Genomic DNA, 15,891 nt, shown 5'->3' with positions numbered 1-15,891 from the left:
TCGTGGTGGACTCAGCCCATGGGAGACCTGTTGATCACGGTCGCGCCGACGGGAGCGGAGACCACCAAGGCGGACTGCCCGCAGCTGCCGACGACCCTGGCCGAGCTCGTGGAGACCGCCCAGCGCTGCGAGGCGGCCGGCGCGGCGATGGTGCACGTCCACATCCGCGACGACGACCACGCCCCGACGCTGGAGCCGGCTCGGCTGGCCGAGACGGTCGCCGCGCTGAAGGAGGGCACCGGTCTCGTCGTCCAGCTCTCGACCGGCGGATCGGTGCACGACCCGCTGGAGGACCGTCTCGCCGTCCTCGACGCCCAGCCCGACTCCTGCAGCCTCACGATGGGTACCACCAACTTCGGTGACGACGTCTTCCTGAACCCGTGGCCGTTCGTGTGCGACCTCTACCAGCTCAGCCAGGAGCGGGAGGTCGTCCCCGAGTTCGAGCTCTTCGACCTCGGCCAGGTCGCCGCGCTGCACCGGCTGCTCGACTCCTACGGCCTCCCGTACGGCGGCAAGGTGCACGTCGACCTGGTGATGGGCGTCCCCGGCGGCATGCCCGGCACCGCGGACGCACTGGTCGCTGCGGTGGCCGCTCTCCCGGCCGCCACGACCAGCTGGTCGGCCACCGGGATCGGGCGCAGCACGCTCGCGGTCGGGCTGGCCAGCCTGAGCAAGGGCGGCCATCTGCGCGTCGGCATGGAGGACGTGCTCACCCTCGCCCGCGGCGTACCGGTCCAGCACAACGAGGAGCTGGTCAGCCGGGCCGTCGAGATGGGACGGCTCGCCCAGCGCACGCCGATGACCGGCGCCGAGGCCCGGGTCCTGCTGGGGATGGCGTGATGGACGACCACAGCCGGACGCCGAAGGACAGCGACCGGAGTCCGCTGCGCGACCGGATCAAGCGCGCCGTCGCCGACGGGCGGATCAGCACGGCCGACGGGGACATCCGGCTGCGCAACGTCGATTCCGCGCAGAGCATGGGCGAGCTCGGACTGATCGTGCGGGACCTCGACCAGCTCGAGTCCTCGATCGCCCCGGCGCCCGCCCCGGTCTCCACCGGCACCGCCTCGTACGCGACGCCAGCCGCCACCATCGCAGCCGCGGCGGTCAAACCCACCCGCAGGTGGTTGGCGCCGGTGATCGCGGCCGTCGTGCTCGTGATCGTCGGCGCCGCGGGTCTGCTGGTGTTCGTCTCGTCAGGCGACCCTCAGGCCGCGACTCCGCTCAACGATCCGGTCCCGTTCACCGCCTCGGTGTCCCCGACCACCGACACCACGGACACCACCGCGCCGTCGACCGGTGGCAAGCCGCCGACGGCGTACTCGCTCTCGGCAGACGGGGTGCGGACCTTCATCGCCACCTACCGGCAGCGGTTCGGCACGACCCGAACCGTGAGCGCCACCTTCTACGGCGACTACGTGGTGGTCCAGGTCCCGGTCGCCGGCGGCAAGCGCCACTCCGGCTGGGTCTACCGGCAGGCCAGCGGCTTCACCGACTTCGGCGGGACCACCGCGAACTTCCCGGGCTCGGCCGTCATCGACCTCAAGAAGCTCGACGTGGCGGCGATGATGAGCAACGTCGCGCGGGCCAAGCGGGTGCTCCACGTTCAGAACGCGACCCAGAACTACGTCACCATCGACTACCGGCCGCAGTTCGACCCGGCGCCGAACGTGAACATCTACCTGACGAACCAGTACGGCGAGGCCGGCTACCTGGCCACCCGATTGGACGGCAAGGTCGAGCGCGCCTATCCCTTTGCTGGTTGAGCTTGTCGAAACCCGCGCTGTGCTGGTTGAGCTTGTCGAAACCCGGTGACGAACGCGCTCAGTAGACGAGCGCCTGAACCCCGTCCTGAAGTACCGACTCGGCGAACGCCACGGCTCCGGCGATCCGTGCCCCCGGCACCAGGTCACCCTCACCGATCTCGCGCCGCGCGGCGCACTGCGAGCAGACGATCAGCTCGCCCTCCTCGATCACCAGGTCGCGTGCATCGGCCAGTGATCCGGCCAGCGGCAGGTCGAAGTCCTCGGCTCGACCCGGGACGCCGAACCACGCAGCCTCACCGGTGAGCCACAGCGTCACCCGCGCACCGGAGGCGATCGCCGCGGTGGCAACGGTGAACGCCTGGTTGCACCGTTCCGGATCGTCGGCGCCAGCAGTGCACTTGATGACCAGGGATCGCATGCGGCAACCCTATGCTGGTGGCCGTGGAAGCCTTCTTCGTCGTGGTGATGGCCGCTGTCCTGGCTGGAGTCGGGCTGTGGGCGCTGGCCATGATCCGGCAGGCCCGCACCCTGACCGACCGAAGCCCCGGAGACGACTGACCTTGCCGTTCCAGATCCCCGACAACATCCACCCGAACTGCGCGCGGCTGGCCTGGCTGATCGGCACCTGGGCCGGCAACGGCCACGGCGAGTACGAGGGCATCGAGGACTTCCAGTTCGGCCAGGAGATCATCTTCCAGCAGGACGGTCGGCCCTTCATCCACTTCATGAGCCGCTCCTGGATCGCCGACGCGGAGGGCAACCACGTGCGCGAGGCCGCTCAGGAGACCGGATTCATCCGGCCTCAGGAGGACGGCACCCTCGAGGTCGTGATGACCCACAACACCGGGTTCGTCGAGATCTGGCACGGAGCGGTCGACCCCGAGGCCCCGCGCTTCGAGATCGTCACCGACGCGGTCGCACGCACGGCCACCGCCAAGGAGTACGCCGGCGGCAAGCGCCTCTACGGCTACGTCAACGGAGACCTGCTCTACGCCTTCGACATGGCGGCCATGGGCAAGGAGCTCCAGCCGCACACCCATGCCCAGCTGGTGCGCCAGGAGCGTTGACGACGATGAGCGACTGGCAGGAGCGGCTGCGGGCGAGTGGGCACCGGCTCACCCCGCAGCGCGAGCTCGTGCTGGCCGCGGTCGAGACGCTCGGCCACGCCACCCCTGACGAGGTCTACGCGGAGGTGCGCACGCGGTCCGAGGCGATCAACCTCTCCACCGTCTACCGGACCCTCGAGCTGCTCAACGAGCTCGGCCTGATCAAGCACGCGCACCTCACCGATCGGGCTCCGACGTACCACGCAGCCGGCGGGCACGAGCACGCCCACCTGGTCTGCCGCGGGTGCCACAAGGTGATCAGCGTCGGAACCGGCAAGTTCGAGGCTGCGCTGAAGTCACTGGTGGACGAGCAGGGGTTCACGCCCGACTACGGGCACCTGAGCGTCTTCGGTCAGTGCGCCGACTGCGCGGCCGGCACCGGGGACTCCACGAACTCGTAGTCCGAGAACACCGGAGCGCCGAGGACCTCGCGCCACCGCTTCAGGTCGTAGGGCCAGAGCACCGGAGTGGTGCCCTCACCGACGTACCAGCTGTGACAACCGGTCGCCCAGATCGTGTCCGGCATCCCGGCGGTGATCGAGTCCAGCCAGCGTCCGGCGGCTTCCGTCGTCGGCATCGCGGCCAGCAGGTTCTTCTCGTCGAGGTGGTCGAGCACCTGCAGGATGTAGCGCGACTGCAGCTCGGCGCTGCCGTGGATGCTGATCGAGACCAGCGGGCTGTGCGGGCCGAGCACCATGAACAGGTTCGGGAAGCCCGGGATCCCGATCGAGGTGTACCCGTACGGACCATCGGCCCAGGCCTCGTCGAGGGTGACCCCGTCGACACCGGTCACGGCGATCGGCCGCATGTAGTCGTGCGCCCGGAAGCCCGTAGCCAGGATCAGCACGTCGAGCTCGTGGGTGGTGCCGTCCTCGGTGACCACGCCGGCGGGAGTGATCTCGCTGATCGGCGCCGTGCAGACTTCAACATCTGGGTGTTGAACTGCCTTGTAGAACCTCGTCGAGACGATCGGGCGTCGGCACAGCGGCTTCTCGGTCGGGGTGAGCTTGGCGCGCAGCTCAGGGTCCTTGACCGTGTTGAGGTTCTTGAGGGCGATCCTGCCGAGCACCTTGCGCTTGATGCCCGGCCGGACGGTCGCGCCGCCCAGGATCCGGTCGGCGATCCAGTCGACCGTGTGCACGGTTCGCTCGATGATCTGCGGGGAGTTGCGGAACCATCGGCGCAGGCGCTCGGACATGTCGAAGTTCGGGAGCGGGAACACCCACTGCGCGGTCCGCTGGAAGCTCGTCAGGTGCGAGGCCACTCCGCTGAGGGCGGAGACGAGCTGGATGCCGGTCGACCCGTTGCCGATCACGCCGACGCGGCGGCCCTCAACGACGATGTCGTCGCGCCAGCACGCCGAGTGCACGGTCTCGCCGGCGAACGTCTCGAGCCCGGGGATCGACGGGTACGCCGGGTGGTGCAGGAACCCGGAGGCGAAGACAACGGCCGGAGCCCGGTACGTCGCCCCGTCCCGGGTGGCGATGACCCATTCCGAGCCGGTCCAGTCAGCGGAGACGACCTCGGCGTTGAACCGGATGTGCTCGCGCAGTCCCGACTCGATGCTGACGTCGCGGTGGTACTCGAGGATCTCGCGGTGGCCCGGCATGAACCGGGTCCAGTCCGGGTTGCGGTGCCCGGAGTAGGTGTAGATCGCCGCCGGCACGTCGATGGTCAGGCCGGGGTAGCGGTTCTCCCGCCAGGTGCCGCCGACCTCCCCGGCCTTCTCGAGGACGACGAACGTCCGGTCGGTCTCTTGCAGTGCCAGGCCCATCGCCATTCCGGAGACGCCGGCACCCACGACCACGACGTCGAAGGTCTCGTCCATGGGGAGAACGTCGAACACGGGGACGGTCGTGTCAAGGGCTGCCGCCCGCGGACCTCGGCCCCGCCAGGAATGTTGCGGTGCGCGACACTGTTCCCATGAGCATGACCAGTCCGCTCCTGACGCTGCCCGGAGCCGTCGCCGGCGACGGCGTCGACGCCCCGGTTGCGGCCCACTACGGGTCGTTCAACGGGGAGCAGCGCGCACTGGAGGCGGGCGAGGGTTTCGTTGACCTGTCGCACCGCGGGGTGATCCGGGTCAGCGGGCCCGACCGGCTCGAGTACCTGCACTCGCTGACCACGCAGTACTTCCTCGGGCTTGAGCCCGGTACGCCGACCGCGGCGCTGATCCTGTCGCCCAACGGCCACGTCGAGCACGCGATGTACGGGACGGACGACGGCGAGGCGTTCACCGCGCACGTCGAGCCCGACGCGGCGCCGGCTCTGGTCGAGTTCCTGGACAAGATGCGCTTCCTGATGCGCGTCGAGGTCACCGACGTCACCGACGGGCTGGCGGTCGCCTGGCGCCCCGGTGCCGATGGCGCAGGCAAGTACGACTTGCTGTCGCGCACCGAGCTCCCGGCGTACGCCGAAGCAGCCGGCCCGGCTGCCGGGCTCTGGGCCTTCGAGGCGCTGCGGATCGCGCGCGGCGAGCCGCGGTTCGGGCTCGACACCGACCACCGGACGATCCCCAACGAGGTCGGCTGGATCCCGAGCGCGGTGCATCTGGACAAGGGTTGCTACCGCGGCCAGGAGACCGTCGCGCGCGTGCACACCCTCGGCCGGCCGCCGCGCCGGTTGACCCTGCTCCACCTGGACGGCTCCGACAACCGACTCCCGAAGCAGGGTGCGCCGATCGTGCTCGCCGACCGGGAGATCGGCGTGGTCGGCACCGCCGCCCGTCACTACGAGCTCGGCCCGATCGCACTGGGTCTGGTCAAGCGCAACGTGCCTCTGGACGCGACCCTGCAGGCCGACGGCATCGCCGCCGCGCAGGAGGTTGTCGTCGACCCCGAGGTGGGCCTGCACGTGCGTCCTCAGCTCGGCTGACCGACCTCGCTGGTGCTGACCGCCCTCGCTGGTTGAGCCTGTCGAAACCTCGATCCTTCAGCGCAGAGTCAGGGCCCCGAACTAGGCTGGAACCCATGCACTTGCTGCGCAACGGGATCAAGCACTACGACTGGGGTTCGGTCGACGCCATCCCGCAATTCCTGGGTGACCGCCGTGACGGCAACCCGGTCGCAGAGGTGTGGATCGGCACGCACGCGCTGAGCCCGTCGGCCGTGGTGTGCGAAGACGGTCGCGAGAAGCCGCTCTCCGATGTTGCCGGAGACCTGCCGTTCATGGTGAAGCTGCTCGCGGCCGAGCGTCCGCTGTCGCTCCAGGTGCACCCCTCGCTCGCGCAGGCCGAGGCTGGCTACGCCCGCGAGGAGGCCGAGGGCATCCCGCTGGACGCCCCGCACCGCGTCTACAAGGACCCGAACCACAAGCCCGAGATGGTCTACGCGCTGACCACCTTCGACAGCCTGATCGGGTTCCGGCCGAGTGCCGAGATCCTGCGCGTGATGGGACCGCTGAACACGCCGCTCAGCAACCGGATCGCCGACGAGCTGCGGGCCAAGACCGGCTTCGCGACCATCGTCCGGGTCATCGAGATGCTGCTCAGCGAGGACGTCTCACCCAACGAGGTCCACCAGATCGTCGGTGCCTGCCGGACGCTCGCCTCCCTCGGGCTGGACATCAAGCGCGCCTACCAGACTGCCGTCGAGATCTCCGAGCACTACCCGGACGACGTGGGCGTGGTCATCTCCCTGATGCTCAACCGGATGACGCTCCAGCCCGGCGAAGCCGCCTACCTCGAGACCGGCGTGATCCACGCCCACCTCAAGGGGCTCTGCATCGAAGTGATGGCCAGCTCGGACAACGTGCTGCGCGCCGGTCTGACCACCAAGCACATCGACACCGCAGGCCTGGTGGCCTGCCTGGAGAGCGGCATGGCCCGCGTCGCGCGGGTCACCCCCGACTTCCTCGAGTACGACACCGAGGTGTTCTCGCCCGCCGGCGGCGGCTTCGCGCTCGCGGTCACCCAGATCTCACCGGCCGTCGCCGAGGGCGTCGCCCTGGTCCGCTCCGAGGGCAGCGTGCTCGTCTGCACCGGGGGAGAGGTCACGGTCACGACCGACGCCGGCGAGAAGATCGCCCTGGGCCGGGGTGAGTCGCTCTACCTGTCGCCTGAGGACAGCGGCGTCGCGGTGCACGGCCTCGGCGAGGTCGCCCAGGCCTACGTGCCGTCGTCGGCCGACCTGACCTCCCGCCTGGTCGAGGCAGTGCCCACCTGGCGCGACCCGTCGCTCCCGCACGAGTGAGGACTCCGGCATGACCGACGAGCAGGCATGGGCCGAGGTCGGCCGCGCGCAGTACGTCTCGTTCACCAGCTACCGCAAGGACGGCAGCCCCGTCTCCACTCCCGTGTGGATCGCCCCCGACGGTGACGACCTCTACTTCTTCTCCGACACCGGTGCCTTCAAGGTGAAGCGCGTTCGCAACAACCCGGCCGTCACGCTTCAGCCGTGCGACGTCCGGGGTCGGGTCAAGGACGGCGCCGTGATCGTGTCCGGTCAGGCTGAGGTGCTCGAGCATGCGGACACCAAGCGGGTGCGGGCGATCGTGAACCGGAAGTACCGCATCCAGGGGACCATCGGCACCTTCTTCAGCCGGCTGCGTGGAACCGAGGCGTCGATCGGGATCCGCATCCGGAGGGCGTGAGCATTTCAGTCGCTGCCGGCTGAATCCTGGCGCGTCAGCTCGCCCCGTCTCGGACGCCGCAGGATCTGCTCAGGTGCGTCGGTATACGCGAGCGGCGTCTGCGGGGACCCGTGCACGAATAGGCTCGGGCCATGTCTGGGCTTGCAGAGGGCGTCGGCACGGTGCTGGCCGTGGGGATCCTCTACCTTCCTGGCTTCGTCTTCGTCTGGTCGCGAACCTTCGCCCATTTCAAGAGTCGATCTGCAGTCTTGGCCGTCGTCGCTGCCACGATCGCTGGCCTCTACTGGCCTATTTCGATCTTGGTCATAGCCCTCGCACGCGTATCTCTTGTTGGCGAGCGCAAGAGGATCCAGAGGGACTACAGCGACGCCCCGATTGAACTGGTCGCGCTCGACGTGCCCTTTGCCGGGGCAATTTCGGCACAGCGGAAGGGCGAACCGAGTTTCGAGCACGTCAATGGAGTCTCTGACGCAATCATGGCCGCGCTTAGCCGGGGCGTTGACCTCGTCATCCCCCGACGAGTGTTCGAGGAGATCCGTGACGACCTGCCGCAGGAACTGCCGTCGTACATCAAGATCCGGTGAACCAGGCTCCGCGAGCTAGGTCGTCGGTTCTACGCGAAGAAGACCGAGCTCTTCGTCCGGTAGGACCAGTGTCATCTCGGCTGAGCCCTGTAACGATGACGACGTGGACATCACGACAGTTCAGAACACAAAGAACAAGAAGGTTCACTTCTTCACGGGCGGGAAGACGCTCTGCGGGATGTCCGGGGCCGAGATCCCCGGCTTTGCCCAAGACGGAGTTCAGCCCGACCACGCTGCCTGTCGACTGCAAGCTGTGCTTGCGGAGGAACTCAGAGTCGGCTTCGTAAAGCGTGCCGGTCCCGGACGTTCAGCTGCCGCTGTTGATCATCCCGGCACCGACGGTGACCCCGGTGGCCTCGTCGATCAGGATGAACGAGCCCGTTGTCCGGTTCTTGGCGTACGGGTCGCACAGCAGCGGCACCGTCGTACGGAGCTGAACCCGACCGATCTCGTTGAGGCCGAGCTCGCCGGTCTCCTGGTCGCGGTGCAGGCTGTTCACGTCGAGCCGGTACTGGATGTCCTTGACCAGCGCACGCCCGGTGCGGGTGGTGTGCTTGATGGCGAGCTTCTGGCCCTTGCGCAGCGGCTCGGTCGTCATCCAGCAGACCATCGCGTCGATGTCCTGGCTCGGCGTCGGCGCGTTCTTGATCCGGGCGATCATGTCGCCGCGGGAGACGTCGACGTCGTCGGCCAGGCGGATCGTGACCGACATCGGCGGGAAGGCCTCGTCGATCTCCTGGTCGAACAGGTCGATGCCAGCGATGGTCGAGGTCATGCCCGAGGGGAGCACGACGACCTCGTCGCCCGGCTTCAGCACGCCGGAGGCCAGCTGGCCGCCGTACCCGCGGTAGTCGTGGAAGTCGTCCGACTTCGGCCGGATCACGTACTGCACCGGGAAGCGGGCGTCGACCAGGTCGCGGTCGGAGGCGACGTGCACGTTCTCGAGGTGGTGCATCAGCGACGGGCCCTGGTACCAGGGCATGTTCTCGCTGCGGTTGACCACGTTGTCGCCCTGGAGCGCGGAGATCGGGATGACCTCGAGGTCCGGGATGTTCAGCTTGGTCGCGAACGAGGTGAACTCGGCGTGGATCTTCTTGAAGGTGTCCTCGTCGAAGTCGACCAGGTCCATCTTGTTCACCGCGAGCACCAGGTGCGGGACGCGGAGCAGCGAGAGGATCACCGCGTGCCGGCGGGACTGCTCGGTCAGGCCCTGGCGGGCGTCGACGAGCACCAGGCCGAGGTCGGCGGTCGAGGCGCCGGTGACCATGTTGCGGGTGTACTGAACGTGGCCCGGGGTGTCCGCGATGATGAACTTGCGGGTCGGGGTCGCGAAGTAGCGGTAGGCGACATCGATGGTGATGCCCTGCTCGCGCTCGCTGCGCAGACCGTCGGTCAGCAGCGCCAGGTCGGTGTAGTCGTAGCCCTTGGACTGGCTGGTGGCCTCGACGGCCTCGAGCTGGTCCTCGAAGATCGACTTGGAGTCGAGCAGCAGGCGACCGATGAGGGTCGACTTGCCGTCGTCCACCGAGCCGGCCGTCGCGAAGCGGAGCAGGTCCATGTTGCGACCGACGTTCTGGGCGGTCTCCAGTGCGTTGTCGGCACCCATCAGAAGTACCCCTCCTTCTTGCGGTCTTCCATGGCTGCCTCGGAGAACCGGTCGTCACCGCGGGTGGCGCCGCGCTCGGTCAGTCGGGCGACGGCGATCTCGTCGATGATCTCGTCGATGGTGGAGGCGGTGCTCTCCACGCAGCCGGTCAGGGTCAGGTCACCCACGGTGCGGAACCGGACGGTCCGCTCAGCGGCTTCCTCGCCCGGCTTGCACGGGTTGAACTCCGACTCGGTCAGAAGCATCCCGTCGCGCTCGAAGACCCGGCGCTGGTGGGAGAAGTAGATCGAGGGGATCTCGATGCCCTCGCGGCCGATGTAGTGCCAGATGTCGAGCTCGGTCCAATTGCTGATCGGGAAGATCCGCATGTGCTCGCCGGCGTGCAGGCGGCCGTTGTACAGGCTCCACAGCTCGGGGCGCTGGTTCTTCGGGTCCCACTGGCCGAACTCGTCGCGGTGGGAGTAGACGCGCTCCTTGGCGCGGGCCTTCTCCTCGTCGCGGCGGCCACCGCCGAAGGCGGCGGTGAAGCCCTCCTCCTCGATGGCGTTCAGCAGCGTGCCGATCTGGTGGCGGTTGCGCGAAGTCTTGCCGTCGTCGACGACGATGCCCTTGGCCAGGGCCTCCTCGACCGAGGCGACGATCAGTCGTACGCCGAGGCGGTTGACCCAGTTGTCCCGGGTCGCGAGCACCTCGGGGAAGTCGTAGCCGGTGTCGACCTGCAGCACCGGGAACGGGATCTTGGCCGGGTAGAACGCCTTCTCGGCCAGACGCATCATGACGATGGAGTCCTTGCCGCCGCTGAACATCAGCACCGGCTTCTCGAACTCCGCCGCGACCTCGCGGAAGATGTGGATCGACTCCGCTTCCAGCTGGTCGAGCTGACTGAGCTGGTAGTCGACGTGGGTCTGCGTCATGAAAGGCCTCTCGTGGGACTGCATGCCCTTTCGGGGCAGCGCACATCGTATCCAGCGGAACCGGTACGCCGAACCATCATCTCACGTGAGTGGAACACGTTCTATTTTTCTGGATTTCGACAGGCTCAATCACCGAAAACGGTCAGGGCTCGTCGAGGACCTCGTCGGTCCCGTGGCCGGTCGGGTCCGGGGCGGCCTCGTCGGACAGGAACGATCCGCCGATCGGCTCGGAGGTCCAGGACAGGATGCTCCACCCCGAGGCGAAGTCGCCCTCGAGCTCGATCAAGGCGGTGTTGGCGAGGCCTTCGGTCGCCATGGCGTGCGTCGCGGCATCGGTCGCGCGGGCCGAGAGCCAGGTGCGGATCGCGGCCCCGTGGCTGACCACCAGCGCTGCCTTGTGGCCGGAAGTCAGGATCTCGGCGATGGCGCCGTCGTACCGGGCCAGGAACTCGTGCCCGTCCTCACCGCCGGACATCCGGGTGTCGAAGCGGCCCTCGATCCAGTCGGCGACGGTCCCGATGTAGCCGAGGATCGACTCCTCGTCGGTGGCCATCTCGTAGTCGGCGGCGGCGATCTCGCGGAGGCCCTCGAGGATCACCGGCGCGATCCCGGTCAGCGTGGCCAGCGGCGCCGCGGTCTGCTGGGTGCGCACGAGCGGCGAGACGTAGATGCCGTCGAGGCCGGTGCTCTCCAGCACCCGCGCCGCTGCCTCGGCCTGGCGCTCGCCGAGGTCGGTCAGGTCCAGGCCCGGGAACGCGGTGTCGAGCGCGCCGGAGGTGTTGCCGTGCGTCTGACCGTGACGCAGCAGGAGGAGGCGCATGGGCCGACTCTACGGAGTCGCGGTCTCGTCCTCGTCCTCGGGCAAGCGCCAAGCAGTTGAATCGTTGTCGAAATTCGGGAGACCGTGCATCTGCCGGATGAAGCCCCAGGCGAGCGGGCCGAGCAGCAGGATGCCGGCGCCGATGAAGCCGATCGTCTCCGGTGGGACGCCGAGCATCTTCAAGCCGGTGAGGGTCAGCACGATGACGATGCCGCGTCGGATCACCGACTGGGAGACCCAGTTGGTCATCTTCGCGCCGAGGAACGTGCCCGGGCTGCCGCCGAGGACCAGCGGGATCAGCACGACCCATTCCACGCCCTCGTTCACCACGTGTCCGACCGCAGCCGCCAGCACGAGCGGGACGGCCTGCACCAGGTCGGTGCCGACCAGGCGCAGCGCGGTCATCGTCGGGTAGAGCAGCAGCAGCGCGACCATGATCAGCGATCCGGATCCGACGCTGGTGATACCGACGAGCAGGCCGCCGAACGCGCCGACGAGCACGGTCGGGACCGCGCGGATGTGCGGCTCCTCGGCTGGGACCTCGTTCCCGTTGGCCACGAGCCGCAGCTGGAGGTAGATCCGCAGCGCGTAGCTGCCGGCGGCGAGCAGCAGGGCCCAGCCGATCGCCGTGGTCAGGAAGTCGGTGCGTGCTTCCTCGTCGCCGACCGCCTTGACGATGAAGCCGCCGGCGAACGCGAACGGCACCGAGCCGGCCATCAGCAGCCCGGCCAGCCGCAGGTTCGGGGAGCCGTTGCGCCAGTGCACCGCGGCACCGACGGTCTTGTTCACGCTGGCCGCCACCAGGTCGTTGGCCACCGCGGTCGCCGGGTTGATGCCCAGGAAGATCAGCGCCGGCGTCATCAGGGCGCCACCGCCCATCCCGGTCAGGCCGACGACGATGCCGACGCCGAAGGCGACGAGAAGGATCCGGAGCGCGTCAGTGGTCCAGAGATCGATCAGCAGGGGGGTCATGTCTGCTTCCGGGTGGGTTGATCAGAGGTCGAAGGGCAGGACGGCGAGCACGTCGCCCAGTGCATCCTCGATGGTGCGTCCGGTGGTGTCCACCCGAACGGCTGCATCGGTCGGCTCCTCGTACGGGCTGGAGATGCCGGTGAACTCGGGGATCTCGCCGGCGCGGGCCTTCGCGTAGAGGCCCTTGCGGTCGCGACGCTCGCACTCCTCCAAGGGGGTGGCGACGTGCACCAGCACGAACTCGCCACCCGCAGCCTCGACCATCGCGCGCACCTGCTGCCGGGTCTCGTCGAACGGCGCGATCGGGGAGCAGATCGCGATGCCGCGGTGCCGCGCGATCTCGGCGGCCACCCACCCGATGCGGCGGATGTTGGTCTCGCGGTCGGCCTTGGAGAACGTCAGCCCGGCCGACAGGTTCCGGCGCACGACGTCGCCGTCCAGGCTCGTCACGGTGCGCTGGCCGGCCTCGAGGACGAGGTCGAGCAGCGCCTGGGCGAGAGTCGACTTCCCGCTGCCGGACAGGCCGGTGAAGAACACGACCACTCCCGGCTCCTCGGGCTGGTCGGTGTCGACGATGCCGGCGATCTCGATCGGGAGCTCGCCGGAGCCGGTGACGGCGAGGACGTCCCCGGAGGCGTAGTTGGCGGCGACCCGCTGGCCCAGCTCGTGATCGGCCTCCGGGTCACCGTGCGCCGCCAGGGTCGCGGCGACCACGTAGGCGTTGCCGAGCAGCTCGGCGGCGGCCAGGGACGCGCGCACCAGGCCGACCGGGCTGATGTCCTGCGGCGTACCGGATCCGACGAAGGCGAGCAGCACCACGTCGCGGCCCTCGCGTGCCTCCTGGATGGCGGCGAGGTCGTCGTCGGTCAGCGCCGCCGCGACCGGGACCGTCAGGGCGCCGGCGTGCTGGGCGCGGGCGCTGGTCGGGTCGAGGTGCAGTCGGCGGAACGGCCCGTACGACGGGGCGCTCAGCGGCGTGAGTCCGCCCGGCGTCCACGTCGCCAGCGGCAGACCCTCGGGGTCGACGATCTCGATCTCGGCCTCGTCGGCGAGCTCGGCCGGCAGGGCGAGCCGGATCGGGCCCTCGTCGTCGAAGTTGGTCTGCGGCGCGAACCCGCCGTTGAGCAGCAGCTCGAGGTCGTCGAGCGCGCACGGGGTCGGGCAGAACTGGGCTGGCACGCGGTCATCGTGCCAGAGAAGGATCAGAAGGCAGCGCGGATCTCGCCCACGACCACAGAGCCTCCGAGCAGCGGTGCGGCGCCGGTCGAGCGGACCGCAGCGGTGTCGACACCGGCTTCGACGTCCACGCCGAGCCGGGTCAGCAGGGCGGCCATCACCACCGGTCTCGCCCGGGCTGCGCCGTCGGAGATCTTCAGGGCGAAGGCCCGACCGTCGTCGAGCGCCACCACGTAGCAGGCCTCGGCGCCGGCCTTCGCGATCGCACCCGGGATCGCGCGCAGCAGCACCAGCTCGTCACGCGTGGTTCCCGAGACCCACTCCGGGTGCGCACGGATCGCACCGGCGACGCGTTGGGCCGCGGGCTCCTCGCTGGTGGCCAGCACGGAGAACGCACGCGCCAGTCCGGTCACCGACGTGGACAGCAGCGGGGCACCGCACCCGTCGGTCGCGGCCACCTCGACCGCGATGCCGGTCAGCTCGGCGATGGTCGCCGCGATCGCCTGCTGGAGCGGGTGTGCGGGGGAGAGGTAGTCGTCGGTCGACCAGCCGTTCGCGACGCAGGTGGCCAGCATCGCCGCGTGCTTGCCGGAGCAGTTCATCGCCAGCACGCTCTGCTCGCCGCCCGCGCGGATCAGCGCTTCCTCGGCGGCGTCCGCGAGCGGCCAGCCCGGTGGGTTCTGCAGGGCGGACTCGTCCAGGCCGACGCCGGCCAGGATCCGCCGTACGCCGTCGAGGTGGAACGGCTCCCCGGAGTGCGAGGCGCAGGCCAGCGCCAGCAGCTCGCCGTCGAGGTCGAGGCCGGCACGGACCATCGCGAGCGCCTGGAGTGGCTTGCTGCACGAGCGCGGCAGCATCGTGGCGTCGGCGTCGCCGATCTCGAGGGCGCGGCTCCCGTCAGCGGCCAGCGCGACCACGGTCCCGCGGTGGGCTCCCTCGACGAATCCGGAGCGGACCACCTCGGCCACGACGGCATCCGGTCGGTCGCTCCGCTCCACCAGGACTGCGTCTGCCATGCATCTCACCTTAAACGGACGTTTGGGCCCCGTTCGGGACGGGTAGTCATGCTGGTTGCTAGCAGGCGGATCAGGGCATTTGACCTTGTTTTCAGGGGGTGATGTGACCCGTCTCACCGGCCCTCGAGTTGCGAGTGCTAGCAATAGTTAGCAAGGATGGGCACGTGGCCAAGAAATCCAAGGTCGGGATGACCGTCGAGACGCTCGGAGGGTACCTGCGCGAGCAGCGGGTAGCCGCCGAGATGTCCCTGCGTCAGCTCGCCGAGTTGGCGGGGGTCTCGAACCCCTACCTGAGCCAGATCGAACGCGGTCTTCGCCGGCCGTCGGCCGAGGTGCTGCAGCAGCTTGCCAAGGCACTTCGGATCTCCGCGGAGCAGGTCTACGTCCAGGCCGGGATCCTCAACCCGGACGACGACCAGGTCCGTTCCGTGGAGCTTGCTGTTCTTGCTGACCCCGGTCTCACGGAGAAGCAGAAGCAGGCCCTGCTCGCGGTGTACCAGTCCTTCCGGGCTGAGAACGCGAGCACGGCGACCGAGCAGGACGAGAGCACTGACGCTCCGAGCACCACCACCCCCACAGAAAACCCCACCGACGTCCGGCCGGATGACTCCGTGTCGGCGAACCCAACCGAAGGAAATTGAGATGGCTAAGACCCAGTTCAATGCCGAGCAGATCAAGACCGAGGCCGTGAAGCCGCTGTTCGCCGTCGCCGGCGCCACCGAGCTCGCTGTCGAGTACGCCCGTGGCTACGCCACCGAGGCCCAGAAGGTCGCCCAGGCCCGCATCGAGAAGCTGCAGGCCGACGCGAAGAGCGCCCAGGCGCGTGCCTCGAAGGTCGACTTCGACACCAAGAAGGTCCAGGCGGACGCCAAGGCCCGCGTGGAGAAGCTGCAGGCCGACGCCAAGGACGCCCAGGCCAAGTTCGAGGCCCGCATCGCGGACCTGCAGAAGGACGCCAAGGAGTTCCCGGCGAAGTTCGAGGCCAAGCTGAACGAGGCCCTCGAGGAGCTGAACAGCACCTACGCCGACCTCGCCGCCAAGGGTGAGAAGTTCGTCGCCGCGGTCCGCAAGGACGGCGTCAAGGCTGTTGCGAACGTGAAGGCCAAGAAGGTCGCGAAGAAGGTCGCCAAGAAGGCTCCGGCCACCAAGACCGCTGCCAAGAAGGCTCCGGCCAAGAAGGCTCCGGCCAAGAAGGCCCCCGCGAAGAAGGCTGCCGCCAAGAAGGCTTCCTGATCGCACCGGTGCGGATCGTCTGATCCGCGTCGAACGAAGAGCCCCCGGGTCGCCGCCCGGGGGCTCTTCCGTGTCTCGACATCCGAGCCGACATGTCCCGGTAGTCGG

The 15,891-nt window shown here is 68.9% G+C and carries 18 protein-coding genes; 10 read left to right on the top strand and 8 right to left on the bottom strand.

What is annotated here, in order from left to right:
- Window positions 1-18: 18 nt before the first annotated feature.
- The gene (locus tag EFL95_RS15825; RefSeq protein ID WP_123235083.1) at window positions 19-840 is read left to right on the top strand and encodes a beta-keto acid cleavage family enzyme; all 822 of its coding nucleotides are present in this window, start codon (window positions 19-21) and stop codon (window positions 838-840) included.
- Window positions 840-1,766, top strand: a complete 927-nt coding sequence (locus tag EFL95_RS15820) for a DUF1707 SHOCT-like domain-containing protein (RefSeq protein ID WP_123235082.1) — start codon at window positions 840-842, stop codon at window positions 1,764-1,766. Before EFL95_RS15825 ends, EFL95_RS15820 begins: the two co-directional genes overlap by 1 nt.
- Before the next feature lie 58 nt (window positions 1,767-1,824).
- On the opposite strand, the gene EFL95_RS15815 is transcribed toward EFL95_RS15820, so the two are convergent.
- Window positions 1,825-2,184 carry a DsrE family protein gene (locus EFL95_RS15815; RefSeq protein WP_123235081.1) on the bottom strand — a complete coding sequence of 120 codons (360 nt, stop codon included), beginning with the start codon at window positions 2,182-2,184 and terminating at the stop codon, window positions 1,825-1,827.
- Window positions 2,185-2,326: 142 nt separating this feature from the next.
- On the opposite strand from EFL95_RS15815, the gene EFL95_RS15810 reads away from it, so the two are divergent.
- Together EFL95_RS15810 and EFL95_RS15805 are read left to right on the top strand one after the other, a co-directional pair.
- Window positions 2,327-2,833, top strand: coding sequence for a heme-binding beta-barrel domain-containing protein (locus tag EFL95_RS15810; protein WP_123235080.1), 507 nt, complete (start codon window positions 2,327-2,329; stop codon window positions 2,831-2,833).
- 5 nt (window positions 2,834-2,838) lie between these two features.
- Window positions 2,839-3,273, top strand: coding sequence for a Fur family transcriptional regulator (locus tag EFL95_RS15805; protein ID WP_123235079.1), 435 nt, complete (start codon window positions 2,839-2,841; stop codon window positions 3,271-3,273).
- On the opposite strand, the gene EFL95_RS15800 is transcribed toward EFL95_RS15805, so the two are convergent.
- On the bottom strand, window positions 3,225-4,700 hold the full coding sequence (locus EFL95_RS15800; protein ID WP_148045073.1) for a flavin-containing monooxygenase: 1,476 nt from the start codon (window positions 4,698-4,700) through the stop codon (window positions 3,225-3,227). The genes EFL95_RS15805 and EFL95_RS15800 overlap by 49 nt on opposite strands.
- Window positions 4,701-4,795: 95 nt before the next feature.
- Here EFL95_RS15800 and ygfZ point away from each other — a divergent pair, with 95 nt between their 5' ends.
- The 4 genes from ygfZ to EFL95_RS15780 all read left to right on the top strand — a co-directional run bounded on the left by ygfZ (window position 4,796) and on the right by EFL95_RS15780 (window position 8,046).
- A complete protein-coding gene (gene ygfZ, locus EFL95_RS15795; protein ID WP_123235077.1) occupies window positions 4,796-5,746 on the top strand; it encodes a CAF17-like 4Fe-4S cluster assembly/insertion protein YgfZ in 951 nt (316 codons plus the stop codon).
- Between the two features lie 95 nt (window positions 5,747-5,841).
- Window positions 5,842-7,062 carry a mannose-6-phosphate isomerase, class I gene (manA, locus tag EFL95_RS15790; protein ID WP_123235076.1) on the top strand — a complete coding sequence of 407 codons (1,221 nt, stop codon included), beginning with the start codon at window positions 5,842-5,844 and terminating at the stop codon, window positions 7,060-7,062.
- A gap of 10 nt (window positions 7,063-7,072) precedes the next feature.
- The gene (locus EFL95_RS15785; protein WP_123235075.1) at window positions 7,073-7,462 is read left to right on the top strand and encodes a PPOX class F420-dependent oxidoreductase; all 390 of its coding nucleotides are present in this window, start codon (window positions 7,073-7,075) and stop codon (window positions 7,460-7,462) included.
- A gap of 131 nt (window positions 7,463-7,593) precedes the next feature.
- Window positions 7,594-8,046, top strand: a complete 453-nt coding sequence (locus EFL95_RS15780) for a hypothetical protein (protein WP_123235074.1) — start codon at window positions 7,594-7,596, stop codon at window positions 8,044-8,046.
- A gap of 307 nt (window positions 8,047-8,353) precedes the next feature.
- Here the strand turns inward: EFL95_RS15780 and cysN are convergent, their stop codons facing one another.
- The 6 genes from cysN to EFL95_RS15750 all read right to left on the bottom strand — a co-directional run bounded on the left by cysN (window position 8,354) and on the right by EFL95_RS15750 (window position 14,550).
- Window positions 8,354-9,652: a sulfate adenylyltransferase subunit CysN gene (gene cysN, locus EFL95_RS15775; protein WP_123235073.1), complete on the bottom strand. Its 1,299-nt coding sequence runs from the start codon at window positions 9,650-9,652 to the stop codon at window positions 8,354-8,356.
- Complete coding sequence (cysD, locus tag EFL95_RS15770; protein WP_123235072.1) at window positions 9,652-10,566, bottom strand: sulfate adenylyltransferase subunit CysD; 915 nt, start codon at window positions 10,564-10,566, stop codon at window positions 9,652-9,654. The genes cysN and cysD overlap by 1 nt, the downstream gene beginning before the upstream one ends.
- A gap of 142 nt (window positions 10,567-10,708) precedes the next feature.
- Entirely contained in the window at window positions 10,709-11,386 is a 678-nt protein-coding gene (locus EFL95_RS15765; protein ID WP_123235071.1) for a histidine phosphatase family protein, read from the bottom strand.
- Window positions 11,387-11,395: 9 nt separating this feature from the next.
- Window positions 11,396-12,358 (bottom strand): sulfite exporter TauE/SafE family protein, encoded by a 963-nt coding sequence (locus EFL95_RS15760; protein WP_221176471.1) that lies wholly within the window; start codon window positions 12,356-12,358, stop codon window positions 11,396-11,398.
- 21 nt (window positions 12,359-12,379) lie between these two features.
- Entirely contained in the window at window positions 12,380-13,537 is a 1,158-nt protein-coding gene (cysC, locus tag EFL95_RS15755; protein WP_123235070.1) for an adenylyl-sulfate kinase, read from the bottom strand.
- A gap of 23 nt (window positions 13,538-13,560) precedes the next feature.
- Window positions 13,561-14,550: an asparaginase gene (locus EFL95_RS15750; RefSeq protein WP_123235069.1), complete on the bottom strand. Its 990-nt coding sequence runs from the start codon at window positions 14,548-14,550 to the stop codon at window positions 13,561-13,563.
- Between the two features lie 188 nt (window positions 14,551-14,738).
- Here EFL95_RS15750 and EFL95_RS15745 point away from each other — a divergent pair, with 188 nt between their 5' ends.
- Window positions 14,739-15,191 (top strand): helix-turn-helix domain-containing protein, encoded by a 453-nt coding sequence (locus EFL95_RS15745; protein WP_123235380.1) that lies wholly within the window; start codon window positions 14,739-14,741, stop codon window positions 15,189-15,191.
- Between the two features lies 1 nt (window position 15,192).
- Window positions 15,193-15,783 (top strand): hypothetical protein, encoded by a 591-nt coding sequence (locus EFL95_RS19595; RefSeq protein ID WP_183407214.1) that lies wholly within the window; start codon window positions 15,193-15,195, stop codon window positions 15,781-15,783.
- Window positions 15,784-15,891: the final 108 nt, after the last annotated feature.

It is taken from the genome of Nocardioides marmorisolisilvae (assembly GCF_003725775.1).
GTDB classification, from domain to species: Bacteria; Actinomycetota; Actinomycetes; order Propionibacteriales; family Nocardioidaceae; genus Marmoricola; species Marmoricola marmorisolisilvae.
This window is presented reverse-complemented; position numbering and strand designations above follow the sequence as displayed.

What these genes read in the sequence shown, in the direction of transcription:
- EFL95_RS15805 (WP_123235079.1), top strand. Translation starts at nt 2,839, where the DNA reads ATGAGCGACTGGCAGGAGCGGCTGCGGGCGAGTGGGCACCGGCTCACC.
- EFL95_RS19595 (WP_183407214.1), top strand. Translation starts at nt 15,193, where the DNA reads ATGGCTAAGACCCAGTTCAATGCCGAGCAGATCAAGACCGAGGCCGTG.
- EFL95_RS15780 (WP_123235074.1), top strand. Translation starts at nt 7,594, where the DNA reads ATGTCTGGGCTTGCAGAGGGCGTCGGCACGGTGCTGGCCGTGGGGATC.
- cysN (WP_123235073.1), bottom strand. Translation starts at nt 9,652, where the DNA reads ATGGGTGCCGACAACGCACTGGAGACCGCCCAGAACGTCGGTCGCAAC.
- EFL95_RS15750 (WP_123235069.1), bottom strand. Translation starts at nt 14,550, where the DNA reads ATGGCAGACGCAGTCCTGGTGGAGCGGAGCGACCGACCGGATGCCGTC.
- EFL95_RS15825 (WP_123235083.1), top strand. Translation starts at nt 19, where the DNA reads ATGGGAGACCTGTTGATCACGGTCGCGCCGACGGGAGCGGAGACCACC.
- EFL95_RS15785 (WP_123235075.1), top strand. Translation starts at nt 7,073, where the DNA reads ATGACCGACGAGCAGGCATGGGCCGAGGTCGGCCGCGCGCAGTACGTC.
- EFL95_RS15745 (WP_123235380.1), top strand. Translation starts at nt 14,739, where the DNA reads ATGACCGTCGAGACGCTCGGAGGGTACCTGCGCGAGCAGCGGGTAGCC.
- EFL95_RS15815 (WP_123235081.1), bottom strand. Translation starts at nt 2,184, where the DNA reads ATGCGATCCCTGGTCATCAAGTGCACTGCTGGCGCCGACGATCCGGAA.
- EFL95_RS15760 (WP_221176471.1), bottom strand. Translation starts at nt 12,358, where the DNA reads ATGACCCCCCTGCTGATCGATCTCTGGACCACTGACGCGCTCCGGATC.
- EFL95_RS15800 (WP_148045073.1), bottom strand. Translation starts at nt 4,700, where the DNA reads ATGGACGAGACCTTCGACGTCGTGGTCGTGGGTGCCGGCGTCTCCGGA.
- EFL95_RS15820 (WP_123235082.1), top strand. Translation starts at nt 840, where the DNA reads ATGGACGACCACAGCCGGACGCCGAAGGACAGCGACCGGAGTCCGCTG.
- manA (WP_123235076.1), top strand. Translation starts at nt 5,842, where the DNA reads ATGCACTTGCTGCGCAACGGGATCAAGCACTACGACTGGGGTTCGGTC.
- EFL95_RS15765 (WP_123235071.1), bottom strand. Translation starts at nt 11,386, where the DNA reads ATGCGCCTCCTCCTGCTGCGTCACGGTCAGACGCACGGCAACACCTCC.
- cysD (WP_123235072.1), bottom strand. Translation starts at nt 10,566, where the DNA reads ATGACGCAGACCCACGTCGACTACCAGCTCAGTCAGCTCGACCAGCTG.
- ygfZ (WP_123235077.1), top strand. Translation starts at nt 4,796, where the DNA reads ATGAGCATGACCAGTCCGCTCCTGACGCTGCCCGGAGCCGTCGCCGGC.